The sequence below is a fragment of the Sphingopyxis italica genome (genome assembly GCF_011926545.1).
In the GTDB taxonomy this organism is placed as follows: Bacteria; Pseudomonadota; Alphaproteobacteria; order Sphingomonadales; family Sphingomonadaceae; genus Sphingopyxis; species Sphingopyxis italica.
This window is the reverse complement of sequence record NZ_JAATIT010000004.1, coordinates 386675-411696: the sequence shown is the minus strand read 5'-3', so window position 1 is coordinate 411696 and position 25022 is coordinate 386675. Positions and strand designations below refer to the sequence as shown.

Here is a 25022-nt window from a genome sequence, read left to right as displayed (position 1 = left end):
CCGGCATGACCAAGCTGATTTCGCTATCGCTGATCGCCGCCGCGCTCCTCGCGGGCTGCGCCGCCACCGGGCCGAAAGCCCCTGCCGAGCTCGGTGTGGCGACGCTCGACGTGCGCCGCGCCGCCGCCTCGACGAAGGCGCTCGACGGGATTGCCGCTGCCTATCTGCGGCTGAGCCTCGAAATCGGAACCCACGAGCCCGGCTATATCGATGCTTATTACGGCCCGCCCGAACTCAAAGAGGCGGCCGAGGCGGCGCCGCGCGACAAGCCCGCGCTGCTCGCAGCGACGCGCGCGCTGATGGCGGAGGTCGATCTCGCGGCGCGGCGCATCTCCGACACGCTCGCCAAGCGCCGCGCGACGTTTCTTCGCGCCCAGCTCCGCGCCGCCGAGACGCGGCTGATGATGATGCAGGGCACGCGCTTCGCCTTCGCCGACGAGGCCGAACGGCTGTTCGGCGTGCGCCCGCGACTGAAACCGCTCGCGAGCTACGACGCCGAACTCGCCAAAATCGAAAGGCTGGTGCCGGGCGAAGGCGCGCTCTGGGCGCGCGTCGAGGCCTATCTCGACGGATTCACCATCCCCAAGGACCGGCTGCAAAAAACCTTCGACGCGGCGATCGCGCGCTGCCGCGGGCGCAGCATGGCGCATATCCCGATGCCCGAAGGCGAGAGTTTCCGCCTCGAATTCGTCACGGACAAGAGCTGGAGCGGCTATAATTATTATCAGGGCGGCTACCACAGCCTGATCCAGGTCAACACCGACCTGCCGATCCGCCTCTCGCGCGCGCTCGATCTTGGCTGTCACGAGGGTTACCCCGGCCACCACCTCCTCAACATGAAGCTCGAGGAAAAGCTGGTGAAGGAGCGCGGCTGGACCGAGTTCAGCGTCTATCCGCTCTACAGCCCGCAGAGCCTGATCGCCGAGGGAAGCGCCAATTACGGCATCGACCTCGCCTTCCCCGACAGCAGCAAGGCCGACACCGAGCGCGACATATTGATGCCGATCGCCGAGATCGCGGTGCCGTCCGACGACCGCTACTGGCAGCTCTTGAAAGCGATCAAGCGCGCGTCGGGGGGGCGGCTGACGATCGCGCAGCAATATCTCGACGGCGAAATCGACCGCGCCACGGCGGTCGCGCTGACGCAGAAATATCAGCTTGTCTCACCGCAGCGCGCCGAACAATCGGTGAGCTTCACCGACCAGTATCGCAGCTATGTGATCAACTATGGCCTCGGCGAGACGATGGTGCGCGCCTGGGTCGAGCGCGGCCAACCGTCGCGCGACGAGATGTGGCGGCGGATGGCGAAGATCGTCAGCGAACCGACGCTGCCGTCGGATTTGCTGGCGCGCTGACCCACCGCAGCCAGCAAACTCCGTCATCCCGGCGAAGGCCGGGATCTCGCCGGCGCGTCATGTTCCCATGGTGAGATCCCGGCCTTCGCCGGGATGACGTAAACGGCTACTCCGCCGCCATCGCCATTTCGACGCGCTGCGGGCCGCGAATGACGCCGCCCGGGGTTGGCCCCTGCATCGCGCCATCCTTGAACGTCACGACGCCCGACTTGACCGTCGCGACATAACCGTCGGCCTTTTGCAGCAGGCGCTTGCCGCCCGCTGGCAGGTCGAAGGCGAGCCACGGCTTGCCGAGCTTGATCGCGTCCATGTCGATGACATTGAGGTCGGCGAGATAGCCCGGCGCGAGCACGCCGCGATCCTCGAGCCCATAGAGCAGCGCGGTATCGCGGCATTGACGCTTGATCGCATGTTCGAGCGCGATGCGGTGTCCCGCGCGGTCGCGCACCCAATGCTGGAGCATGAAGGTCGGCGAGGCCGCATCGCAGATCGTCCCGCAATGCGCGCCGCCGTCGGACAGGCTGTTCACCGTGTCGTCCGACGCCTGCAGATCCTCGAGGAAATTGAGGTTGCCGTCGCGGTAGTTCAAAATCGGGAAATAGATGAAGCCCTTGCCGTCGTCCTTCATCAGCAGCTCATAGGCATATTCGTCGGGCGAGACGCCCGCCGCGGTGGCGCGCGCCATGATGCTTTCGTCCATCTTGGGCTCATAGTTGAAATCGGGGTCCATTTCGAACTGCACCGGCCAGCCGAGCGCCACGATCTTGAGGAAATCGAGGATGTCGCTTTCGGGCCAGACATTCTCCTCTTCGATCATCCGCGCCTTGAACGCCGGATCCTTCAGCTTCGCGAGCTGCTGGTCCCACGGCAGATCGATGATCTCGTTCCACGCCGGCTTGAAGCGGAAGGGGTGCACGGTCCCCTGCCACGCCATGATAATGCCGTTGCCGCGCAGCGCGATCTGCGCGACGATGTTCGCGCCGGTGGCGTTCTGGCGCCGCATTTCCTCGATCTGCTCTTCGAGCGGCAGTTCCTTGGCGATCGACTGGAGCGCGGCGAAGGTCACCGGCAGCCCGGTTTCGCGGCTGAGATCGCCCATCCACTGAAACTCGTTCCACTCGCGCTTCAAATCGCTCGCCATTTCGAACACGCCGTAACCGACACGCCCCATCGCGCGGCCGATCGCGATCAGCTCCTCAGGCGTAGCCGTGGTGCCGGGGACGAGCTCACCGTCGATCGATTTATGCAGCACGGTGCGGCTGGTCGAGAAACCGAGCGCGCCCGCGCGCACGCCTTCCTCGACGATGCGCGACATTTCGGCGATGTCTTCGTCGGTCGGGATCGCGCCGGGCTTTTCGCGATCGCCGAGCACATAGGCGCGCACCGCGCCGTGCGGGACGTGGCACGCGACGTCGACGGTGCGCGGCAGGCGTTCGAGCGCGTCCATATATTCGGGGAAGGTCTCCCAATCCCACGACATGCCTTCGGCGAGCGCGGTGCCGGGAATGTCTTCAACGCCTTCCATCAGCGAAATCAGCCATTCGTGGCGGTCGGGCCTGGCGGGGGCGAAACCGACGCCGCAATTGCCCATGACGACGGTGGTGACGCCGTGCCAGCTCGACGGCGCCATTTCGGCGTCCCACGTCGCCTGCCCGTCATAATGGGTGTGGACGTCGACGAAGCCCGGCGTGACGATCTTGCCGCTGGCGTCGATTTCTTCGCGCCCCGCGCCGAGGCTTTCACCGACCGCAACGATCCGGTCGCCGTCGACCGCGACATCCGCGACAAAGGGCGCGCCGCCCGAACCATCGACGATAGTGCCGCCGCGAATCACCAGATCATACATGTCCGTCTCCCGATTTTTTAGTTTCACGAGAAAACCTATCATCAAAATCGCCGGATGCAAATAAGCGCGCGAAGGCGCCGCGATGCTGTTATTACCGGCGCGATACACCACGGGAGTCGATGCCATGATCCGTCCGCTTACCCTCGCCCTGCTGCTCGCCGTGTCGGCGACCCCGCTCGCCGCCAAAGAAGCCGCGGCCTCCGACTATCAGGCCGCGCTCGCCGATCCCGCGCGCCCCGCTGCCGACCGCGAACGCGATGCCGCGCGCAAGCCCGCCGACTTGCTTGCGTTCGCCGAGATCGCGCCGGGGGAAAAGGTTGGAGATTTCGTCATGGGCGGCGGTTATGTCACGCGCCTGCTCGCCGCCGCGGTCGGCCCGACAGGCAAGGTCTATGGCTTCCAGCCCGCCGAATTCATCGCCTTCAAGAAGCAATATGGCGACGACCAGGCCGCGGTCGATGCCGCTTATGACAATGTCGACGCCGTCGCCGGACCGTTCGCCGCGCCCGCCTTTCCCCAGCCGCTCGATACGATCATCACGGTGCAGAATTTCCACGACCTGTATCTGAAGCCCTTCCCCGCCGGAACCGGCGACAAGGCGAGCGCGGCGCTGTTCGCGGCGCTGAAACCGGGCGGCACGCTGGTCGTCGTCGACCATAGCGCCGCCGACGGCAGCGGAACGACCCTGTCCGACAGCCTGCATCGGATCGACAAGGATGCGGTGGTCGCGGCGCTGACCAAGGCGGGTTTCAAACTCGAAGCCGAGAATGATCTTTACAGGCGCGCCGACGACCCGCGCACCGCCAATGTCTTCGACAAGGAAATCCGCGGCAAGACCGACCAGTTCACGCTGCGCTTCCGCAAACCGGGATGAGGCGCTAGGGCGGCGCGATGAGCAATGACGACGAAGACTATGTCTATGATGAGGCGAGCGGCGAATGGCTGCCCGCGAGCGCGGCGCGCGAGCGGGCGGCGGCGGCGAATGCGCTGCCCGAAGCGAAGGATGCGGTCGGCAATGTGCTGAGCGACGGGGACTCGGTCGTCCTGATCAAGGATTTGCCGGTGAAGGGCGCGGGCCAGACGCTGAAGGTCGGCACGGTCATCAAGTCGATCCGGCTGACCGCCGATCCCGAGGAGATCGACTGCCGCTACGAGGGGATCAAGGGGCTGGTGTTGCGAACGGAGTTCGTGCGGAAGCGGTAGTCCGACGCGCTCAGCTTCGATCATTTGAGAAACTATGTGCTCCTGCGAAGGCGGGGTCCATCTCCCGTCGGTTCGATCTTGCACCGGCAGGTGATGGGTCCCCGCCTTCGCGGGGACCCATGGCCTTTTTAACGTGATCCAGGGGGGCGTCAGACCTTCCCCAGCGTCCCCTTGCGCGGCCCCAGATAGCCGAACAGATAGGCCGCGACCTTGCGCATCTGGATCTCCTCGGCGCCTTCGGTGATGCGGTAGCGGCGGTGGTGGCGATAGATATGTTCGAACGGCTTGTGGCGCGAATAGCCGATGCCGCCATGCACCTGCATCGCGCGGTCGGCCGCCTCGCAGACAAGCCGGTTCGCCCAGTAATTGCACATGCTGACCTTGTCGGAGAGCGTGCGTTCGATTTCCTTGTGTGGCGTATTGTCCATGTCCCACGCGGTCTTGCGGATCAGCAGCCGCAGCATCTCGGCCTGCGTCGCGAGTTCGACGAGCGGGAACTGGATCGCCTGGTTCTTCGCCAGCGCCTCGCCGAAGGGCTTGCGCTCGCGCGCGTATCGGACGCTCTCCTCGATGCAATAGACCGCCGCGCCGAGCGAGGACGCCGCCTGCCGGATACGGTTCTGATGAACGAAGCTCTGCGCGATCGACAGGCCGCCCCCCTCGGGCCCCAGCCGCGCGCTGTCGGGCACCCACACGTCGGTGAAGCTGACGCGCGGGTGATCGGTCGGCATGTTGAAGGTCCAGAGATATTCCTCGATCTTCAGCCCCGGCGACGGATTCGGCACGAGCAGGCAGGTGATGCCCTTGGCGTCGCCGTCGTTCCCGCTGGTGCGGCAGAAGGTCGCGCAGTGCGTCGCGACGTGCATCCCCGTCGTCCACATCTTGGCGCCGTCGATCCGCCAGCCCTCGACGCCGTCGCGGGTCTCGCGCACCGCGCGCGTCTCCATATGCGTCGCGTCCGATCCATGATCGGGTTCGGTGAGCCCGAAGGCGGTGCGGCGCCTGCCTTCGAAACCGCCAAGGATGAATTCCTGCTTCTGCTCCTCGCTCGTCGCGAACTGCTCGAACATCTCGACGAAGGGGAAGTTGCCGACGATGCTATGCTCGTTCTGGAGGTCGTTGTGCAGCCCCAGCCCCTGCGCGGCGAAATGTTCGCGGATCACCGCCATCCACAGGTTGCTGCCGCCCTTGCCGCCGTATTTCTTGGGCGCCGAGAAGCGCCAGTGACCTGCGGCATCGGCCTTGCGGGTGGCCTGCTTGAGCAGTTGCTCCCACTCGTGCCGCGGCAGACCCTGATTGTCCCAGTCGGTGCGCGCGTGCTCGCGGCGATGGTCGAAGAAGCGGATATTGTCGTCGGCGAGCTCGATCGGTTTGATCTCGGCTTCGATAAACGCGTCGAGCTCGTCGAGATACGCCTGCAAGTCGGCGGGCATCGCAAAATCCATGTCTCTCTCCCTGTCCTGTTCTATTCGCGCCAGTCGGCGCGCGCCGCCGCCAGCGGCGCATATTTGGGGCTGTCGACCGCGCATTTGCCCAGCACATCGCGCCGCAGCTTCGCGAGCAGCCCCGCTTCGGCGAGCGTCCGTTCGCCGCGCAGCAACGCGGCCGCCAGATCGCGATCCTCGGCGCGCACGTCCGCCCCGAGGTCGCGCAACACGATGCCGAGCGCGTTCATCGCCACCACCGCCTCGAACTTGGCATGACCTTGCGAGGTGGGCTTGATCGACCCTTCGATCCAGTCGCGCACCGCCTGCACTATCTCGGCATTGCTCGGCTCGCCCGTGGGCGCCGGTGCCGGATCGGGCGGTGGCGGCAAGGCCCGCGCCCGCTCAGTCTCGGGCGCTTCCTCTTCGAGCAGACGCACGAGGTCGAGCTCCTGTTCGGCGGTCCGCCGCCCGACGACGACGCGCTCGACCGTCCGGTCGGCGCCGCTCCGCCACGCCTGCCCCATCTGCAAACACCCCAGCGCCCACCAGAGCGTGCGGTAGATCAGCCAGAAGCGAAAGCGCGCCGGGTCGACCTCGACGCCGCCCGCGGCCTCATACGCGGCAAAATAATCGGCGAGGCTCCCGACCCCGAACGCCGGCTTGTCGAGCCGCCCGAAACGCCACACGCTCATGCAGCCGAACGCCAGATCCTCATGCGCGTCGCCGCGATGCGCCAGTTCCCAGTCGAGCACCGCCGCAAGGCCCTTTCCGTCGACCATCACATTGCCCATGCGGTAATCGCCATGCACCAGCACCGGCGCCGCCGGCTCGGGCAGATGCTCCTCGCACCAGCGGATTGCCAGCGCGATCACCGGACGGTCGCCGCCATAGGCGAGGAAGCGCGCCTTGAGTTCGGCCAGCGCCGCGCCGGTGTCCATCAGCGGGATCGCCGCAGGCACCCTCTCCAGCGGGACGGCGTGGATGCGCGCCAGTTCGCGCGCGAGGTCGCCGAGCAGCGACGGGGGCGGCGCATCCAATATCGCCGCCGGCGACACTTCGCCCATCACGCGCCGCATCACATAGCCCGTGCCGAGCCCGTCGCCCGCCTCCAGCACCCCCACCACCTCGGGCGCCTTCACGCCCGCGTCGAATGACGCCACGACCAGCGCCGCCTCGTCGACATGGCCGAACGGACGATCCGCCATATAGGCCGCCGACGGCGCGCGGCGCAGAACATAAGCGACGGCTTTCTCCGCTTCGCCCCATTCGAAGGCCCAGCTCTCCATATTCGCGCCGCCCGACAGCCGCGACAAGCCCGAAAGGGTGCCCGGCCCGGCAATGCGGGACATCAAGGCGGACAGCGGTTCGGAGAGATCGGTCATTACTTAATGATGCTAAGTATTTTCGATCACCGCAAGCCGTTTTCGTGCCCGGTGCGCGCGCAAATATGTCAGAATTGAAACCGGACCACGTTGACATAATAGGAGGCGATCGGCCGGCCGTCCTTGTCCAGCGCCGGTTCGAAGCGCGCCCGGCGCATCACCCCCTTGCACACCGCATCGTCGAACCCTTCGCTATTCGTCGAACGCTGGATATGGCAGGCGGTCGGCGTGCCGTCGGCGCCGACCGAGAGGCGGAAGCGCACGATGCCCGGCTGCCATTTGGTGAGCATGGCGCGCGGATAATCGCCGCTGCGCAGCCATTTCGCCGGATTGCCGATCGGCGTGGCCCAGCGCGAAAGCTCGCGATGCCGTGCGACATCGATGCTCCAATGATCGAGCAATTCATCGGTGCAGCTGCGCATCGCGGCGAACGCCGCCTTCATCGGTCCGGTCTTGAGCCGTACCGGATCGCGAAGCGGCCGGCCGATCGTCACGCTGGTGACGGCCGCCTCTTCAGCCTCGGTAATCGGCTCGTACCGGATGCCCTGATCGTCGGCGGATGCGATTTTTTCCGCCGAATAGGGCTTGATCCGCGCCGAATCACCAAAGATCCAGGCCGGTTGACCCTCCCCCACCGTCCCCGGGAAGAACATGATTTGCTGCTCAGGCATCGCTCCGAAGGTGATGCTCGCCTTGCCCTTGCGAGTCGGCCCGTCCAGCATCGGCCCCGTCAGCGTCATGCGAAAACTGTCGCCTGGCGCATCCTGTTCGATCGAGAATATGATCTTCTGCTCGTCGGTGCCGAATATCCGCGCGAGCCGGCAATAATCGTCGGCATAATGGACGTGCCATGGCGCGGTCGGCGTCAGCTCGAGCACATCATCGGCCGCCTGCGCGGCTCCCGCCGCGGCGAGCCATGCCAGCCCGACCGAAATCGCCAATCCCCTGCGCCCCATAGTGCGAGCTTAAGTCGGAGATCGGGAACGCGCAAGTAGCCGGCGGCAACGCCGTCACCGAACCCGGCCGCCTGGGGTTCCGGCCTCAGTCGCCTGCCGGTCCCCGATAGTCCGGCCCATAGACCGCCGCGCGGAAATCGTGGTGGAGCGTGCCGTCATAGGGGATCGTCTGGACGAAAAAGACCGCGGTCAGCTTGTTCGCCGGATCGACCCAGAACAAGGTCGAGGCCATGCCGTCCCAGAAATACTCGCCCGTCGCGCCGCGATTTTCCTCGGCGGTTTGTGGCGGCGACTTGCGCACGGCGAAGTCGAAGCCGAAGCCGACCGCACCCTTGCCGGGAAGCCACGCGCGCTCCTTGATCGCGGGGTCGAGCTGATCGGTCGCCATCAGCTTGACGGTCGAGGGCTTGAGGATGCGCACGCCGTCGAGGCTGCCCTTGTTCAGCAGCATCCGCGCGAAACGCGAATAATCGTCGAGGGTGGAGGCAAGGCCGAAGCCGCCTGGCGTCAGCGCATGATCTTCGAAATTGAGCGTCTGCGCCTCCGCCGCCGGCTGCTGAACCAGCTTGCCGTCCCGCTTCACATTCATCGCCGCGAAGCGCGGCAGCCGCGCATCGGGCTGGCGCCACGCGGTCTCGGTCATCTTCAGCGGTTCGAAGATATGCGCGCGGACATAGTCGGCGAAGGGCTGGCCCGAAAGCTTCTCGACCAGCGCCGCCTGCACGTCGACCGCGATGCTATACTCCCACTGCGTGCCGGGCTGATAGAGCAGCGGAACCGTCGCGAGGCGCTTGCTCGCTTCCGAAAGCGGGACCGCCAGCGCGAGCGGCTCGGCGGCGACATAGGCATCGTGCGCGGGCGTCGGTCCGGCGCCATAGGCGAAGCCCGCGGTGTGGCGCAGGATGTCGCGCACCGTGATCGGCCGCTCGGCGGCGACGTAGCGCGGCTGGCCCGCGGCATCCTTGCCCGCATAGACGCGCATGTTCGCATATTCGGGGAGATATTTGGCGAGCGGGTCATCGAGACGGAACTTGCCCTGCTCCCAAAGCCGCATCAGCGCCACGCCGGTGACGGGCTTGGTCATCGAATAGATTTGCGCGATCGTGTCGCGGCGCATCGGGCGCTTCGCTTCGCGGTCGGCCATTCCGGCGTTGCCGAAATAGACTTCGCGCCCGTCCTGCCAGATCAGCGCCGAGGTGCCCGCCGCGCGGCCGTCGGCGATCATCGCGGCGAGCGCCGCGTCGATCCGCTTCCTGTCGATCTTGAACGTTTCAGCGGGGGCAGCTTGTGCAAATAACGGGGCGGCGATCACCGCCGATCCCGCACACGCCATCATCATCGCCAGTGCCAGTCGCTTGCCGCGCATATCGTCTCTCCCCTGTCCCGGTCCTTCGCCGCGATCGGAACCATCCGATGCGATCGGGCGCGACGGGTCAAGGCGAATAGGTCTGCGGACGGCTATTCGGCCGCGGCAGCTTCCTCCGCGGGCGCTTCCGCCACGGTGAGGCTACCGTTCTGGATCAGCCATTGCGGATAATCCGCCTGCACCGACGCCATGATGCGGTCGATCGCGGCGGCGACCTGCTCGCCCTCGGCCTCGGGGTCGCGCTGCACGATCACGCGGCGCGCCTGCGCGTCGATCAGCACGCGGTCGCGCGGCAGCAATTCGCCGACGGTCAGCCCGGCGAGGATCGCGTCGCTGTCACCCCCGCGCTGCTCGAGGGCGGCGATACGACGCCCCAGCTGTTCTTCATATTCGGCGGCGGCATTCGTCTGCTGCCGGAGCTGGACGATGCTCACGCGCACGTCGCGGTCGAGCTGGCCCGCGACCTTGCCGGCGAGCGCCGCGTTGAGCCGCGACGCATATTGGTCAACCAGAACGACGCCGTCGACCGCGACGTCATCGCCATCGAGCCGGACGTTCAGGCTGTCGATCCGGTCGTCCTTGCCGAGCAACCGGCCGAGTTCGGACTGGACCGCCGTGCGCGCCCGCAGTTCGCGCGCGATGTCGTTGAGCGACAGCGCGAGGGGTATCGAGAGGATGCCGAGCGTGACGAAGATACCGACGACCTGCATCGCCGTATGCTGCGGGGTCAGCGACGGGCCGAAGCGATTGAGCCGCGCGACGATCGTCGCGGCGAAGGCGATCGCGAGCGTGTTGGTCAAGAAGAGCAGCGCCGCGCCGAGTGCGAAATCGGCCCGCCCCGTCGCGAGACCGAAACCGATCGTCGAGAGCGGCGGCACGAGCGCGGTGGCGATGGCGACGCCGACCATGACGCCCGACAGTTTCCGCATGATCGCATAGACGCCGGCGATACCGCCGACGACGGCGACGCCGAGATCGAGCAGCGTCGGCTGCGTTCTGGCGCGAAGTTCGGACGTGACGTCGGCGATCGGGGAAAGCCAGACGAGCAGCATCGCGACGAGAATCGCGACCGCCATGCCCGCCGCCATCGTCACCAGCGAGCGCTTGATCAGATTGCTTTCGAGCGTCGCGAGACCGAAGCCGATCCCCATGATCGGGCCGAGCAGCGGCGACACGAGCATCGCGCCGATCACCACCGCCGCCGAATTCTGCAACAGGCCGAGCGTCGCGATCGCCGCCGACAGCGTGATGAGCAGCAGGAATTTCTTGTCGAGCCGCGCGTCGCGCGCGACGCTCGCCAGAATCAACGAGCGGTCGGGAGCGTCGTCGCCCTCGACCGCTGCGTCATCATCGTCGTCCCAGGCCGCCCGGCGCCCACCGGCCGTAAAGGGCGCGTCGCCCAATCCGGGCACTCCGGGATGGTCGCCGGTCACGGCGGATCAGATCTTGCCGGTCAGCTCGGGAACGGCGTTGAAGAGATCGGCGACGAGGCCGAGGTCGGCGACCTGGAAGATCGGCGCGTCTTCGTCCTTGTTGATCGCGACGATCGTCTTCGAATCCTTCATGCCGGCAAGGTGCTGGATCGCGCCCGAGATGCCGATCGCGAAATAGACCTGCGGCGCGACGATCTTGCCGGTCTGGCCGACCTGATAGTCGTTGGGGACATAGCCCGCATCGACCGCGGCGCGCGAAGCACCGAGCGCCGCGCCGAGCTTGTCGGCGAGCGGGACGATGACTTCTTCATATTTCTCGGATGAGCCGAGCGCGCGGCCACCCGACACGATGATCTTCGCCGAGGTGAGCTCGGGACGCTCCGACTTGGCGATTTCGGCGCCAACGAAGCTCGAGATACCGGCATCGCTGCCCGCCGAGACGGCTTCGACAGTGCCCGAACCGCCCGAGGTCGCGGCCTTTTCGAACGCGGTACCGCGGACGGTCAGGACCAGCTTCGCGTCGCCACTCTCGACGGTCGCGATCGCGTTGCCGGCGTAGATCGGGCGGGTGAAGGTCTTCGGACCTTCGACCGACAGGATTTCCGAAATCTGCATCACGTCGAGCAGCGCGGCGACACGCGGCGCGATATTCTTGCCGGTGGTCGTCGCGGGCGCGAGGAACGCATCGTGGCTGCCCATCAGCTCGGCGACGAGCGGCGCGACATTTTCGGGCAGGTTATGACCGAAAGCGGCATTGTCGGCGACATGGACCTTGCCGACGCCCGCGATCTGCGCGGCAGCTTTCGCGACGCCATCGACGCCTTCACCGGCGACGAGCAGGTGGACTTCGCCGAGCTTCGACGCGGCAGTCACCGCGGCGAGCGTGGCATCCTTGACGGCGCTGCCGTCATGTTCGACCCAAACGAGCGTTTTCATGAATGCACTCCCATCGCCTTCAGCTTGGCAACCAGTTCATCGACATCGGCGACCTTGACCCCGGCCGAGCGGACGGGCGGTTCGGACACCTTCACCGTCTTGACGCGGGGCGCCGTGTCGACGCCGTAATCGGCGGGCGACTTGGTATCGAGCGGCTTCGACTTCGCCTTCATGATGTTCGGCAAGCTCGCGTAGCGCGGCTCGTTCAAACGAAGGTCGGTGGTGACGATCGCGGGAAGCTTGAGCTTCACCGTTTCGAGACCGCCGTCGACTTCGCGCGTCACGTTGACGCTATCGCCCTCGACATTGACCGCGCTGGCGAAGGTGCCCTGCGCCCAGCCGGTCAGCGCGGCGAGCATCTGGCCGGTCTGGTTGTTGTCGTCGTCGATCGCCTGCTTGCCGAGGATGACAAGGCCGGGCTGTTCGGCGTCGGCGATCGCCTTGAAGATTTTCGCGAGTGCCAGCGGCTCGACGGCATCGTCGGTCTGGACGAGGATCGCGCGGTCGGCGCCCATCGCGAGCGCGGTGCGGAGCGTTTCCTGCGCCTTCACCGGGCCGACGCTGACGGCGATAATCTCGGTCGCGACGCCCTTTTCCTTCAGGCGGATCGCTTCTTCGACCCCGATCTCGTCGAACGGGTTCATCGACATCTTCACATTGGCGAGATCGACGCCGGTGCCGTCGGGCTTGACCCGCGGCTTCACATTATAATCGAGCACCCGCTTGACGGGGACGAGGATTTTCATGGGCTCAAAGCTCCTCTCAGCAAATTGTGCACTGCGTCATAATTGGCGTTTACGTAAACGTCAACCTTGACCCTCTCCCCTTGGGGAGAGGGATGCGCAGACTTGGCAGCTTGCTGCCTAGTCGAAGCTTGGTGAGGGTGTGAGACGTCACAGGCCCTCACCAAGTCCGATAGGGCCTGCGGCCCAAGTCTTCCTATCCTCTCCCCAAGGGGAGAGGGCTTAGCTTACGCCGCGCGAACCTCGGCGACGATTTTCTTTGCCGCATCGCCGAGATCGTTGGCCGCGACGATCGGCAGGCCCGAGTTGGCGAGGATGTCCTTGCCCTGCTGGACGTTCGTGCCCTCCAGGCGGACGACGAGCGGGACCGACAGGTTCACTTCCTTCGCCGCGGCGACGATGCCGTCGGCGATGATGTCGCACTTCATAATGCCGCCGAAGATGTTGACGAGGATGCCCTTCACGGCGGGGTCCTTGAGGATGATCTTGAACGCCGCGGTGACCTTTTCCTTCGAAGCGCCGCCGCCGACGTCGAGGAAGTTGGCGGGGAACTCGCCGTTGAGCTTGATGATGTCCATCGTCGACATCGCGAGTCCGGCGCCATTGACCATGCAGCCGATATTGCCGTCGAGCTTGATATAGGCGAGGTCATATTCCGACGCCTCGACCTCGGCCGGGTCTTCCTCGGTCAGGTCGCGAAGCTCGGCGAGGTCCTTGTGGCGGAACATCGCATTGCCGTCGAACGCAACCTTGGCATCGAGGACGAGCAGTTCGTCGCCATCCTTGCCTTCACACACGGCGAGCGGGTTGATTTCGATCTGTTCGGCATCGGTGCCGAGGAACGCGGCATAAAGCCCGCCGAGGACTTTGGCGGCTTGCTTGGCGAGATCGCCCGACAGGCCGAGCGCCGCGGCGACGCTGCGGCCATGGTGCGGCTGAATCCCGGTGGCGGGATCGATGGTGATGGTGTGGATCTTCTCGGGCGTGTCGTGCGCGACGGTTTCGATGTCCATGCCGCCCTCGGTCGAGGCGACGACCGCGATGCGGCTGGTGGCGCGATCGACGAGCAAGGCGAGGTAGAATTCCTGCTTAATGTCGGCGCCGTCGGTGATGTAGAGGCGACCCACCTGCTTGCCGGCTTCGCCGGTCTGGATCGTCACCAGCGTGTTGCCGAGCATGTCCTTGGCGTGCGCTTCGACTTCCTCGATCGTCTTGGCGAGGCGGACGCCGCCCTTGGCGTCGGGGGCCAGCTCCTTGAACTTGCCCTTGCCGCGGCCGCCGGCGTGGATCTGCGACTTCACCACATAGAGCGGCCCGGGAAGCTGCTTCGCCGCCGCGACGGCTTCCTCGACACTCATCGCGGCGATGCCCTTGGGGACAGCGACGCCAAATTTCGCGAGCAGTTCTTTCGCCTGATATTCGTGGATGTTCATAAGGTCTGCCGGGCCTTTCGACTCTGAAAAGGGGAGAGGATCGGCGCCGCCTAAGCACAAGTTCGGCGGCAATTCTACCCCCGGACGCCCCAGATATTCTTGTGCGCGGTCAAGGCTTGCGGTCAGACGGGTCCGTCTTCCCGATGGCGTCCCGAGCCCGGACTTATAATCGAACGGGTTCGGCGATCGGCGTGAGCGAGTCGAAGATGCTGGCGAAACTTCTTGTTTTGGCGTTGTTGACGCTCCCGGCGCCGTCCCGGTAGCGGCGCGGATGAACCAATCGCTCGATGTCGCGACTCCCGAAACGCCGAATATCGCCCGCATCGGCGCCGCGGATCAGCTCATTTACGAACTGCACCTCACCAATTTTCCAGCCTGCCACCTCGGCTGGGCGGCGGGGATGACGCAAGTAAGGATGCCGCGGTTCATTTGAACAGGCTGCCCAAAATGCCGCGCATCAGCTGGCCGCCGAACTTGCCCGCGACCTGCCGGCCCAGGCTCGTCGCCGCCGAGCGTGCCGCCGACTGCATCATCTTCTCCGCCATCGAGGGTTTCGCTGCGTCGCGCGCCGCCGCCTTTTCGAGCCGTAGTCGCTCGCGCTCCTCGGTCGCCTTGCGCTTCGCCTCTTCCTTCGCGGCGATCGCGGCTTGTTTGTCGGCCTCTTCCTGCGCTTTCGCTTCGACTGCGGCGGCTTGTGCCTGCTCGGCCTTGGCGGCGAGCAGTTCCTCGGCGCTCTCGCGGTCGACCGGCGTGTCATATTTGCCCTCGACCGGAGAGATCGACCGGATGATCGCGCGCTCCTTGGGCTCGAGCGGACCTGCGCGCGAGCAGGGCGGCTTGATCAGCGTGCGCTCGACCGGCGACGGCGCGCCGTCGGCCATCAGCAGCGAGACGAGCGCCTCGCCGACCTTCAGCTCGGTGATCTCGCGCGCGACGTCAACCTTCGGATTGGGGCGGAAGGTGTCGGCGGCCGCTTTCACCGCCTTCTGGTCGCGCGGGGTGAATGCCCGCAGCGCGTGCTGGACGCGATTGCCGAGCTGGCCCGCGACATCCTCGGGAATATCGATCGGGTTTTGCGTCACGAAATAGACGCCGACGCCCTTCGACCGAATCAGGCGCACGACCTGCTCGATCTTTTCAGTGAGCGCGGGCGGCGCATCGTCGAACAGCAAATGCGCCTCGTCGAAGAAGAAGACGAGCTTGGGCTTGTCGGGGTCGCCGATTTCCGGAAGCGTCTCGAACATCTCCGACAAGAGCCAGAGCAGGAATGTCGCATAGAGCTTCGGGCTCGCCATCAGCTTGTCGGCGGCGAGGATGTTGACATAGCCGCGGCCGTTCTCGTCGGTGCGGATCATGTCCTGAATGTCGAGCGCGGGCTCGCCGAAGAAATGGTCGCCGCCCTGGCTTTCGAGCGTCAGCAATTGCCGCTGGATCGTTCCGACCGTCGCTTTCGACACATTGCCATATCTGGTCGTGAGTTCGTCGGCGTTCTCGGCACACCAGACGAGCATCGCCTGCAAATCGCCCAGATCGAGCAACAGCAGATTCTGTTCATCGGCAACCCGGAACGCGATCGCGAGCACGCCTTCCTGCACTTCGTTGAGCCCCATCAGCCGCGCGAGCAGGAGCGGGCCCATTTCGGAAATGGTGGTGCGGATCGGGTGCCCCTGCTCGCCGAACAGGTCCCAGAAGATCACCGGATTGTCGCGATAGGCCCATGTCGTATCGCCGATTTCGGCGGCGCGCTTCGAAAAGGGCTCGTGGACCTTCGCCGTCGGGCTGCCCGCCATCGCCATCCCGGCAAGGTCGCCCTTCACATCGGCGACGAACACCGGGACGCCGACCGCCGAAAAGCCCTCGGCCAGCCCCTGCAAGGTCACGGTCTTGCCGGTGCCGGTCGCGCCCGCGATCAGCCCGTGGCGGTTCGCGCGTTTGAGCACCAGCGACTGGCGCGGCCCGTCGGTCGCCCCGCCGCCGCCAAGGCCGATATAGATTTCGCTCGCCGTGCTGCCGTCGCTCACCCGCTGTCCTCCCGTTCGAAGCCTTTACCGAGGTCTAGAGCGGGGGGCGGGGACAGGCAATCGGCAAACGGGCCGCAGGTGCGACGGCGGCATTCGGCCGGTGGCCGCCGCTAGCTTTTCCAAGCCCGTTCGCATCGAGCGAAGTCGAGATGCCCTCGCGCCGGGCGCTGTGTCGATGGGTGTCTCGACTTCGCTCGACACGAACGGAAACGGGGACGTCTGGAAACCGCCCCCAAAACCCCAAAAGAAAAAGCCCCGCCGGATCGCTCCGGCGGGGCTCCTTTCTGTCAGGCCCGAGGGGCCGAGGGGCTTATTCCCCGCCTTCGCCTTCGGGACGGTCCTCGACCATCACGTCGTCCGACGTGAAGTCCTCGCCCTGCACCTTGCCGAGCGGATCGTCGCCGAGCGCCGCTTCGGGGCCCTGCGCCAGTTCGGCTTCATGCTCTTCGGCGGCAGTCGCCGGGGCGATCAGATGCTCCTGGTTCGCGGCGCGCATCGCGGCGCGGAGAGCGGCATCCTTCGACGAGGCGGTGACGCGGACGCGGTTCATGGCAGCGCCGGTGCCCGCCGGGATGAGGCGGCCGACGATGACATTTTCCTTGAGGCCCTGCAGCGAGTCGATCTTGCCCTGCACCGACGCTTCGGTGAGGACGCGGGTCGTCTCCTGGAAGGACGCCGCCGAAACGAAGCTGCGCGTTTGCAGCGACGCCTTGGTGATGCCGAGGAGGACCGGGCGGCCTTCCGCGGGAACACCGTTCTTCGGCAGCTTGGCGTTATATTCCATCATCTCCAGATAATCGAGCTGCTCGCCCGGCAGCAACGTGGTGTCGCCGCCCGCGGTGATCTCGACCTTCTGCAGCATCTGGCGAACGATCACCTCGATGTGCTTGTCGTTGATCTTCACGCCCTGCAGTCGGTAGACTTCCTGGATTTCCGCGACGAGATATTCGGCCAGTGCCTCGACGCCCATGACGTCGAGGATGTCGTGCGGGTTCGGCGAGCCCGAAATCAGCGCGTCGCCGCGCTTGACCTGGTCGCCTTCCTGCACTTCCAGCACCTTCGACTTGGGAATCAGATACTCGATCGAATCGCCTTCTTCGGGAACGATCGCGATCTTGCGCTTCGCCTTGTAATCCTTGACGAATTCAATGCGGCCGCTGATTTTCGCGATAACGCTGTTGTCCTTCGGAATGCGCGCTTCGAACAGCTCGGCAACACGCGGCAGACCGCCGGTGATGTCGCGCGTCTTCGACGCTTCGCGGCTGACGCGCGCCAGCACGTCGCCCGCCTGCACTTCCTGACCGTCCTCGACCGACAGCATCGTGCCGACCGCGAGCAGATAGCGCGCGGCTTCGCCCGACTGGTCGTCGAGCAGGGTCAGGCGCGGCTGAAGGTCTTCCTTCTTGGCGCGGCCCGCCGAGCGATATTCGATCACGACGCGCTGGGCGATGCCCGTCGCTTCGTCGACCTGCTCGACCAGCGTCTTGCCATCGGCCAGATCCTGATACTTCACGACGCCCTGCTTTTCGGTGATCAGCGGCATGGTGAACGGATCCCATTCGGCAATCCGGTCGCCCTTCTTCACCTTCTCGCCATCCTTGTGCAGGATTTGCGCGCCATAAGGCAGCTTGTGCGACGCGCGTTCGCGGCCTTCGCTGTCGATGATCGCGATTTCGCCCGAACGCGACAGCGCCAGACGGCGGCCGCGCTGGTCAACGATCGTCGCCATGTCGCGATATTCGATCGTACCGTCCGAAATCGCTTCGGCGTTCGACTGCTCGTTGACCTGCGCCGCACCGCCGATGTGGAAGGTACGCATGGTCAGCTGCGTGCCCGGCTCACCGATCGACTGCGCGGCGATAACGCCGACGGCTTCACCGATGTTGACCGGCGTACCGCGGGCAAGGTCGCGGCCATAGCATTTGCCGCACACGCCCAGCGTCGCTTCGCATACCAGCGGCGAACGGATCTTGACCGACTGGACTTCGGCGTCCTCGATGCGCTGCGTCGTCGGTTCGTCGAGCAGCGTGCCCACCGGCGCGATGACATTGCCGTCCTTGTCGACGACATCTTCGAGCGTCGTACGGCCAAGGATGCGCTCGCCCAGCGAGGCGATCGTCGAACCGCCCTGGATGATCGCACGCATTTCCATGCCGCGTGTCGTGCCGCAATCTTCCTCGATCACGACGCAATCCTGCGACACGTCGACCAGACGACGGGTCAGATAACCCGAGTTCGCCGTCTTGAGCGCCGTATCGGCGAGACCCTTACGCGCACCGTGGGTCGAGTTGAAATACTCGAGAACGGTGAGGCCTTCCTTGAAGTTCGAGATGATCGGCGTTTCGATGATCTCGCCCGACGGTTTGGCCATCAGGCCGCGCATACCGGCAAGCTGCTTCATCTGCGCCTGCGAACCACGAGCACCCGAATGCGCCATCATATAGATGGAGTTGATCGGGGCCAGACGGCCCGTCTTCGCATCCTTCGGCTCGGCGCGGATTTCGTCCATCATCGCGTTCGCGACCTTGTCGCCGCACTGCGACCAGGCGTCGATCGCCTTGTTGTACTTTTCCTGCTGCGTGATCAGGCCGTCCTGATACTGCTGCTCGAAATCCTTCACCAGCGCGCGGGTTTCGTTGACCATGCCTTCCTTCGAATCGGGGATGATCATGTCATCCTTGCCGAAGGAAATGCCCGCCATGAACGCGTGGCGGAAGCCCAGCGCCATGATGGCGTCGGCGAACAGCACGGTCTCTTTCTGGCCGGTGTGGCGATAGACCTGATCGATCACGTCGCCGATTTCCTTCTTCGTCAACAAACGGTTGACGACGTCGAAGGGCACGGTGTGCGATTTCGGCAGGCACTCGGCGATCAGCATGCGGCCCGGGGTCGTTTCGAAGCGCTGAAAATATTCATTGCCCTTCTCGTCGGTCTGCGGGATGCGGCTCGTCACCTTGGTGTGCAGAGTGACCGCACCGATGAACAACGCCTGGTGCACTTCGGCCATGTCGGCCAGCAACATGCCCTCGCCCGGTTCGCCCGGACGCTCCATCGACAGATAATAGAGACCCAGCACCATGTCCTGCGACGGCACGATGATCGGCTTGCCGTTCGCGGGGCTCAGGATGTTGTTGGTCGACATCATCAGGACGCGGCACTCCAGCTGCGCCTCAAGGCTCAGCGGGACGTGCACGGCCATCTGGTCACCGTCGAAATCGGCGTTGAACGCCGAGCAGACCAGCGGGTGAAGCTGGATCGCCTTGCCTTCGATCAACACCGGCTCGAACGCCTGGATGCCCAGGCGGTGAAGCGTCGGGGCGCGGTTCAGCATGACCGGGTGCTCGCGAATGACTTCGTCGAGGATGTCCCAGACTTCCTTGCGTTCCTTTTCGACCCACTTCTTCGCCTGTTTCAGGGTCATCGACAGACCCTTGGCGTCGAGGCGCGCATAGATGAAGGGCTTGAACAGTTCGAGCGCCATCTTCTTCGGCAGGCCGCACTGGTGCAGCTTGAGTTCGGGACCGGTCACGATGACCGAACGGCCCGAATAGTCGACGCGCTTGCCGAGCAGGTTCTGACGGAAGCGGCCCTGCTTGCCCTTGAGCATGTCGGACAGCGACTTGAGGGGCCTCTTGTTGGCGCCGGTAATCGTGCGGCCGCGGCGACCGTTATCGAACAGCGCGTCGACGGCTTCCTGCAGCATGCGCTTTTCGTTGCGGACGATGATGTCCGGCGCGCGCAGCTCCATCAGGCGCTTCAGGCGGTTGTTGCGGTTGATCACGCGGCGATAGAGGTCGTTCAAATCCGACGTCGCGAAGCGGCCGCCGTCGAGCGGCACCAGCGGGCGCAGTTCGGGCGGGATGACCGGCACGACTTCGAGGATCATCCATTCGGGGCGGTTGCCCGATTCGATGAAGCTCTCGACGACCTTCAGGCGCTTGATGATCTTCTTGGGCTTCAGCTCCGACTTGGTGGTCGCGAGATCTTCCATCAGGTCGACGCGTTCCTGCTCCAGGTCGAGATTCTCGAGGAGCACGCGGATCGCCTCGGCGCCGATGCCGGCACTGAACGCGTCTTCGCCATGTTCGTCCTGCGCGTCGAGCAATTCGTCTTCGGTCAGAAGCTGGAACTTTTCGAGCGGGGTCAGGCCGGGCTCAAGAACGATATAGGCTTCGAAATAGAGGACGCGCTCGAGCTGCTTCAGCTGCATGTCGAGCAGCAGGCCGATGCGCGACGGCAGCGACTTCAGGAACCAGATGTGCGCGACGGGCGCGGCGAGCTCGATATGGCCCATGCGCTCGCGGCGGACTTTCGTGACCGTGACTTCGACACCGCATTTCTCGCAGACGATGCCCTTGTATTTCATGCGCTTATACTTGCCGCACAGGCATTCATAATCCTTGATCGGGCCAAAGATGCGCGCGCAGAACAGGCCGTCACGCTCGGGCTTGAACGTACGGTAGTTGATGGTTTCCGGCTTCTTGATCTCGCCGAACGACCACGAGCGGATACGCTCGGGGCTCGCGATGCCGATCTTGATCATGTCGAAGGTTTCGGGCTTCGCGACCGGGTTCATGAAGTTGGTAAGCTGGTTCATATTCTAGCTCCGTCTTCCCCCCTCGCCATGGACGAGAGGGGTGAGGAAAATGTCTTATTCGGCGGCTTCGGGAAGAGCGTCCGGACCTTCGTCGGGATCCTCTTCCGCATAGGAAGACAGTTCGACGTTGAGGCCCAGCGAGCGCATTTCCTTGACGAGCACGTTGAAGCTTTCGGGAATGCCGGCCTCGAAGGTGTCGTCGCCCTTGACGATCGCCTCGTAAACCTTGGTGCGGCCGATCACGTCATCGGACTTCACCGTCAGCATTTCCTGGAGCGTGTACGCCGCGCCATAGGCCTGGAGCGCCCAGACCTCCATTTCACCGAAGCGCTGGCCGCCGAACTGCGCCTTACCGCCCAGCGGCTGCTGGGTGACGAGGCTGTAGGGGCCGATCGAGCGCGCGTGGATCTTGTCGTCGACGAGGTGATGGAGCTTCAGCATATAGATGTAGCCCACGGTCACCTTGCGATCGAACTTGTCGCCGGTACGCCCGTCGTAGAGGTCCGACTGACCCGAGTCATGCAGGCCCGCGAGGGTCAGCATGTTCGACACGTCGGCTTCCTTGGCGCCATCGAACACCGGGGTCGCGAACGGCACGCCAACGCGGAGGTTGTCGGCCAGTTCGACGATGTTGTTGGCATCGCGCGACTTGATGTCGTCAAGATATTCGCTGCCATAGACATGCTCGAGCGCGTCGCGCACGGCTTCGGGCATTTGCCCGCCGACCGCGTCGGGATTGGCATCGCGCCATTCGTCCAGCGCCTGCGTGACCTGCCGGCCGAGACCGCGCGAAGCCCAACCCAGATGGGTTTCGAGGATCTGCCCGACGTTCATGCGCGACGGCACGCCCAGCGGGTTCAGCACGATGTCGACATGCGTCCCGTCTTCGAGGAACGGCATGTCCTCGTTCGGCAGGATGCGGCTGATGACGCCCTTGTTGCCGTGACGGCCGGCCATCTTGTCGCCCGGTTGCAGCTTGCGCTTCACCGCGACGAAGACCTTGACCATCTTGAGCACGCCGGGGGCGAGTTCGTCGCCGCGCTGGAGCTTTTCGACGCGATCTTCATACTTCGCGTTGATCCGCTTGATCGCGTCGTCATACTGCGCCTTGATCGCTTCCAATGCCGTCTGGGCATTGTCTTCGACGACGGCGAGCTTCCACCAGTCGGCGCGGTCGAGTTCGACCAGCATCTCTTCGCTGACGACGTCGCCCTTCTTCAGGCCCTTCGGCACCGCGCTGGTCGTCTGACCGATCAAGAGGTCCTTGAGGCTGGAGAAGGTCGCGCGGTTGAGGATCGCGCGCTCATCGTCCGAGTCCTGCTTCAGGCGCTCGATCTCTTCGCGTTCGATCGCGATCGCGCGTTCGTCCTTGTCGATGCCGTGACGGTTGAAGACGCGGACCTCCACGACGGTGCCCGACACACCCGGCGGCAGGCGGAGCGAAGTGTCGCGCACGTCGCTGGCCTTTTCACCGAAGATCGCGCGCAGCAGTTTTTCTTCCGGCGTCATCGGCGATTCACCCTTGGGGGTGATCTTGCCGGCCAGAATGTCGCCCGGGCCGACTTCGGCGCCGATATAGACGATGCCCGCTTCGTCGAGGTTGCGAAGCGCTTCCTCGCCGACGTTCGGAATGTCGCGCGTGATGTCTTCGGGGCCGAGGCGCGTGTCGCGCGCGGTGACTTCGAATTCCTCGATGTGGATCGAGGTGAAGACGTCGTCCTTCACGATGCGTTCGCTGATGAGGATACTATCCTCATAGTTGTAGCCGTTCCACGGCATGAACGCGACAAGCACATTCTTGCCGAGCGCCAGTTCGCCAAGCTCGGTCGACGGACCGTCGGCGATGATGTCGCCGGTGCGGACCACTTCGCCCACCTTCACCAGCGGACGCTGGTTGATGCAGGTGTTCTGGTTCGAACGCTGGAACTTCTGCAGGCGATAGATGTCGACGCCCGACTTGCCGGGTTCGACCATATCGGTCGCACGGATGACGATACGCGTCGCATCGACCTGATCGATCACGCCGCCGCGGCGCGCCGCGATGGCCGCGCCGGAGTCACGCGCAACGGTTTCTTCCATGCCGGTGCCGACGACCGGGGCTTCGGCCCGCAGCAGCGGCACAGCCTGACGCTGCATGTTCGAACCCATCAGCGCGCGGTTGGCGTCATCGTTTTCCAGGAACGGGATCAGCGATGCCGCGACCGAAACAAGCTGCTTCGGCGACACGTCCATCAGCGTGATCTGGTCCTTGGGCGCCATCAGGAATTCGCCGGCTTCGCGCGCCGAGATCAGCTCGTCGATGAAGCTGCCGTCGGGGTTGAGGTCGGCGTTCGCCTGCGCGACGGTGTGCTTCTGCTCTTCCATCGCCGACAGATAGACGACGTCGGTCGTCACCTTGCCGTCGATGATCTTGCGATATGGCGTCTCGATGAAGCCGTATTTGTTCACGCGCGCAAAGGTGGCGAGCGAGTTGATCAGACCGATGTTCGGGCCTTCGGGCGTTTCGATCGGGCAGATACGGCCATAGTGGGTCGGGTGAACGTCGCGAACTTCGAAGCCCGCGCGCTCGCGGGTCAGACCGCCCGGCCCGAGCGCCGAGACGCGGCGCTTGTGGGTGACTTCCGACAGCGGGTTGGTCTGATCCATGAACTGCGAAAGCTGCGACGAACCGAAGAATTCGCGCACCGCGGCGACCGCCGGCTTCGCGTTGATCAGGTCGTTCGGCATCACGGTCGACACGTCGACCGAGCTCATGCGCTCCTTCACCGCGCGCTCCATGCGGAGCAGGCCGACGCGATACTGGTTTTCGAGCAGCTCGCCGACCGAACGCACGCGGCGGTTGCCGAGGTTGTCGATGTCGTCGATCTCGCCCTTGCCGTCCTTCAGGTTCACCAGTTCCTTGACCACGGCGAGGATGTCCTCGCTGCGCAGCGTCGTCACCGTGTCCTCGGCGTCGAGGCCAAGGCGCATGTTGAGCTTGACGCGGCCCACCGCCGACAGGTCGTAACGCTCGGCGTCAAAGAACAGGCCGCCGAACAGGGCTTCGGCGGTTTCGCGCGTCGGCGGCTCGCCGGGGCGCATGACGCGGTAGATGTCGCTCAATGCCTGGTCGCGGTCCTCGGCCTTGTCGGCCTTCAGAGTGTTGCGGATCCAGGGACCGGTGTTGTTGTGGTCGATGTCGAGCAGGACGAGCTTGTCGAGGCCGGCGCCGTCGATCTTTTCGAGATTGTCGGCCGACACTTCGTCGCCGGCTTCGATATAAATCTCGCCGGTCGCTTCGTTGATGAGGTCATAGGCGCTGTAACGGCCGAAGATTTCCTCGGTCGGGATCAACAGCGTGTCGAGACCGTCCTTCGCCGCCTTGTTGGCGAGGCGCGGGCTGATCTTGTGGCCGGCCGCGAAGACGACTTCGCCGGTCTTGGCATCCACCACGTCGAACGCGGGCTTCGAACCGCGCCAGTTTTCGACCTGGAACGGCACGCGCCAGCCGTTTTCGGCACGCTCGAAGACGAGGCGGTCATAGAAGGTGTTGAGGATTTCCTCGCCCGTCATGCCCAGCGCATAGAGCAGACTGGTGACCGGCAGCTTGCGCTTGCGGTCGATACGGACGTTGACGATGTCCTTGGCGTCGAATTCGAAGTCGAGCCACGACCCGCGATACGGGATCACGCGCGCGGCGAACAGGAATTTGCCCGACGAGTGGGTCTTGCCACGGTCATGGTCGAAGAGCACACCCGGCGAACGGTGCATCTGCGACACGATAACGCGCTCGGTGCCATTGACGAAGAAGGTGCCGTTCTCGGTCATCAGCGGCATGTCGCCCATGTAGACGTCCTGCTCCTTGATATCGAGGACCGAGCGGGTGTCGGTTTCGCTGTCGACTTCAAAGACGATCAGGCGCAGCGTGACCTTCATCGGTGCCGCATAGGTGATGCCGCGCTGACGGCATTCCTCGACGTCGTACTTCGGCGCTTCGAGTTCGTAATGGACGAAGTCGAGTTCGGCGGTGCCGGCGAAATCGCGGATCGGGAAAACGCTGCGCAGCGTCTTTTCGAGACCCGAAACATAACCGATCGAGGGATCCGAGCGCAGGAACTGCTCATAGGATTCGCGCTGCACCTCGATGAGGTTGGGCATCTCAACCGCTTCGTGGATGTTGCCGAACAGCTTGCGGATTCGCTTGCTTGCGGTTGCTTCGAGGGCCTTGCCCACCGACTTCGCCTTGGTCGCCATAAGTGCTTGTCTCGCCTTACAAAAAATCAGGTCGCGAGCGCATCGACGCGAAAAAAGCCGCAGGCAACCGTTGCCGGTTTACCGCAGCTTT

16 protein-coding genes are annotated in these 25022 nt (G+C 64.7%); 4 read left to right on the top strand and 12 right to left on the bottom strand.

Annotated elements, in window-relative coordinates; all coding sequences use genetic code 11:
- Positions 1-5 precede the first annotated feature (5 nt).
- Positions 6-1355 (top strand): DUF885 domain-containing protein, encoded by a 1350-nt coding sequence (locus GGR90_RS16340; RefSeq protein WP_167922445.1) that lies wholly within the window; start codon positions 6-8, stop codon positions 1353-1355.
- A gap of 106 nt (positions 1356-1461) precedes the next feature.
- On the opposite strand, the gene GGR90_RS16335 is transcribed toward GGR90_RS16340, so the two are convergent.
- A complete protein-coding gene (locus GGR90_RS16335) occupies positions 1462-3201 on the bottom strand; it encodes an N-acyl-D-amino-acid deacylase family protein (RefSeq protein WP_167922444.1) in 1740 nt (579 codons plus the stop codon).
- 124 nt (positions 3202-3325) lie between these two features.
- Here GGR90_RS16335 and GGR90_RS16330 point away from each other — a divergent pair, with 124 nt between their 5' ends.
- Positions 3326-4075, top strand: a complete 750-nt coding sequence (locus tag GGR90_RS16330; RefSeq protein WP_167922443.1) for a class I SAM-dependent methyltransferase — start codon at positions 3326-3328, stop codon at positions 4073-4075.
- A gap of 17 nt (positions 4076-4092) precedes the next feature.
- Complete coding sequence (locus GGR90_RS16325; protein ID WP_167922442.1) at positions 4093-4404, top strand: alkylphosphonate utilization protein; 312 nt, start codon at positions 4093-4095, stop codon at positions 4402-4404.
- Between the two features lie 149 nt (positions 4405-4553).
- On the opposite strand, the gene GGR90_RS16320 is transcribed toward GGR90_RS16325, so the two are convergent.
- The 8 genes from GGR90_RS16320 to sucC form a co-directional block, all read right to left on the bottom strand.
- On the bottom strand, positions 4554-5849 hold the full coding sequence (locus GGR90_RS16320) for an acyl-CoA dehydrogenase family protein (RefSeq protein WP_167922441.1): 1296 nt from the start codon (positions 5847-5849) through the stop codon (positions 4554-4556).
- Between the two features lie 20 nt (positions 5850-5869).
- The gene (locus tag GGR90_RS16315) at positions 5870-7213 is read right to left on the bottom strand and encodes a phosphotransferase family protein (protein WP_167922440.1); all 1344 of its coding nucleotides are present in this window, start codon (positions 7211-7213) and stop codon (positions 5870-5872) included.
- A gap of 68 nt (positions 7214-7281) precedes the next feature.
- Entirely contained in the window at positions 7282-8169 is an 888-nt protein-coding gene (locus tag GGR90_RS16310) for an energy transducer TonB (RefSeq protein ID WP_167922439.1), read from the bottom strand.
- Between the two features lie 85 nt (positions 8170-8254).
- Positions 8255-9535 carry a serine hydrolase domain-containing protein gene (locus GGR90_RS16305; RefSeq protein WP_167922438.1) on the bottom strand — a complete coding sequence of 427 codons (1281 nt, stop codon included), beginning with the start codon at positions 9533-9535 and terminating at the stop codon, positions 8255-8257.
- 92 nt (positions 9536-9627) lie between these two features.
- A complete protein-coding gene (locus GGR90_RS16300) occupies positions 9628-10968 on the bottom strand; it encodes a DUF389 domain-containing protein (protein WP_167922437.1) in 1341 nt (446 codons plus the stop codon).
- Between the two features lie 6 nt (positions 10969-10974).
- Positions 10975-11904 (bottom strand): electron transfer flavoprotein subunit alpha/FixB family protein, encoded by a 930-nt coding sequence (locus GGR90_RS16295; protein ID WP_167922436.1) that lies wholly within the window; start codon positions 11902-11904, stop codon positions 10975-10977.
- On the bottom strand, positions 11901-12650 hold the full coding sequence (locus tag GGR90_RS16290) for an electron transfer flavoprotein subunit beta/FixA family protein (RefSeq protein WP_167922435.1): 750 nt from the start codon (positions 12648-12650) through the stop codon (positions 11901-11903). The genes GGR90_RS16295 and GGR90_RS16290 overlap by 4 nt, the downstream gene beginning before the upstream one ends.
- A gap of 224 nt (positions 12651-12874) precedes the next feature.
- Complete coding sequence (sucC, locus tag GGR90_RS16285) at positions 12875-14080, bottom strand: ADP-forming succinate--CoA ligase subunit beta (protein ID WP_167922434.1); 1206 nt, start codon at positions 14078-14080, stop codon at positions 12875-12877.
- A 271-nt stretch (positions 14081-14351) separates the two neighbouring features.
- Here sucC and GGR90_RS16280 point away from each other — a divergent pair, with 271 nt between their 5' ends.
- Entirely contained in the window at positions 14352-14513 is a 162-nt protein-coding gene (locus GGR90_RS16280) for a hypothetical protein (RefSeq protein ID WP_167922433.1), read from the top strand.
- Here GGR90_RS16280 and GGR90_RS16275 read toward each other — a convergent pair.
- The 3 genes from GGR90_RS16275 to rpoB all read right to left on the bottom strand — a co-directional run bounded on the left by GGR90_RS16275 (position 14506) and on the right by rpoB (position 24931).
- The gene (locus GGR90_RS16275; RefSeq protein WP_381448620.1) at positions 14506-16101 is read right to left on the bottom strand and encodes a helicase HerA-like domain-containing protein; all 1596 of its coding nucleotides are present in this window, start codon (positions 16099-16101) and stop codon (positions 14506-14508) included. The genes GGR90_RS16280 and GGR90_RS16275 overlap by 8 nt on opposite strands.
- A gap of 310 nt (positions 16102-16411) precedes the next feature.
- Positions 16412-20698 carry a DNA-directed RNA polymerase subunit beta' gene (rpoC, locus tag GGR90_RS16270; protein WP_167922432.1) on the bottom strand — a complete coding sequence of 1429 codons (4287 nt, stop codon included), beginning with the start codon at positions 20696-20698 and terminating at the stop codon, positions 16412-16414.
- Between the two features lie 54 nt (positions 20699-20752).
- The gene (rpoB, locus tag GGR90_RS16265; protein WP_167922431.1) at positions 20753-24931 is read right to left on the bottom strand and encodes a DNA-directed RNA polymerase subunit beta; all 4179 of its coding nucleotides are present in this window, start codon (positions 24929-24931) and stop codon (positions 20753-20755) included.
- Positions 24932-25022: the final 91 nt, after the last annotated feature.

Excerpts from the sequence above, each read along its gene's own strand:
- GGR90_RS16340 (WP_167922445.1), top strand. The coding sequence starts at position 6 with ATGACCAAGCTGATTTCGCTATCGCTGATCGCCGCCGCGCTCCTCGCG.
- GGR90_RS16335 (WP_167922444.1), bottom strand. The coding sequence starts at position 3,201 with ATGTATGATCTGGTGATTCGCGGCGGCACTATCGTCGATGGTTCGGGC.
- GGR90_RS16330 (WP_167922443.1), top strand. The coding sequence starts at position 3,326 with ATGATCCGTCCGCTTACCCTCGCCCTGCTGCTCGCCGTGTCGGCGACC.
- GGR90_RS16325 (WP_167922442.1), top strand. The coding sequence starts at position 4,093 with ATGAGCAATGACGACGAAGACTATGTCTATGATGAGGCGAGCGGCGAA.
- GGR90_RS16320 (WP_167922441.1), bottom strand. The coding sequence starts at position 5,849 with ATGGATTTTGCGATGCCCGCCGACTTGCAGGCGTATCTCGACGAGCTC.
- GGR90_RS16315 (WP_167922440.1), bottom strand. The coding sequence starts at position 7,213 with ATGACCGATCTCTCCGAACCGCTGTCCGCCTTGATGTCCCGCATTGCC.
- GGR90_RS16310 (WP_167922439.1), bottom strand. The coding sequence starts at position 8,169 with ATGGGGCGCAGGGGATTGGCGATTTCGGTCGGGCTGGCATGGCTCGCC.
- GGR90_RS16305 (WP_167922438.1), bottom strand. The coding sequence starts at position 9,535 with ATGCGCGGCAAGCGACTGGCACTGGCGATGATGATGGCGTGTGCGGGA.
- GGR90_RS16295 (WP_167922436.1), bottom strand. The coding sequence starts at position 11,904 with ATGAAAACGCTCGTTTGGGTCGAACATGACGGCAGCGCCGTCAAGGAT.
- GGR90_RS16290 (WP_167922435.1), bottom strand. The coding sequence starts at position 12,650 with ATGAAAATCCTCGTCCCCGTCAAGCGGGTGCTCGATTATAATGTGAAG.
- sucC (WP_167922434.1), bottom strand. The coding sequence starts at position 14,080 with ATGAACATCCACGAATATCAGGCGAAAGAACTGCTCGCGAAATTTGGC.
- GGR90_RS16280 (WP_167922433.1), top strand. The coding sequence starts at position 14,352 with ATGAACCAATCGCTCGATGTCGCGACTCCCGAAACGCCGAATATCGCC.
- rpoC (WP_167922432.1), bottom strand. The coding sequence starts at position 20,698 with ATGAACCAGCTTACCAACTTCATGAACCCGGTCGCGAAGCCCGAAACC.
- rpoB (WP_167922431.1), bottom strand. The coding sequence starts at position 24,931 with ATGGCGACCAAGGCGAAGTCGGTGGGCAAGGCCCTCGAAGCAACCGCA.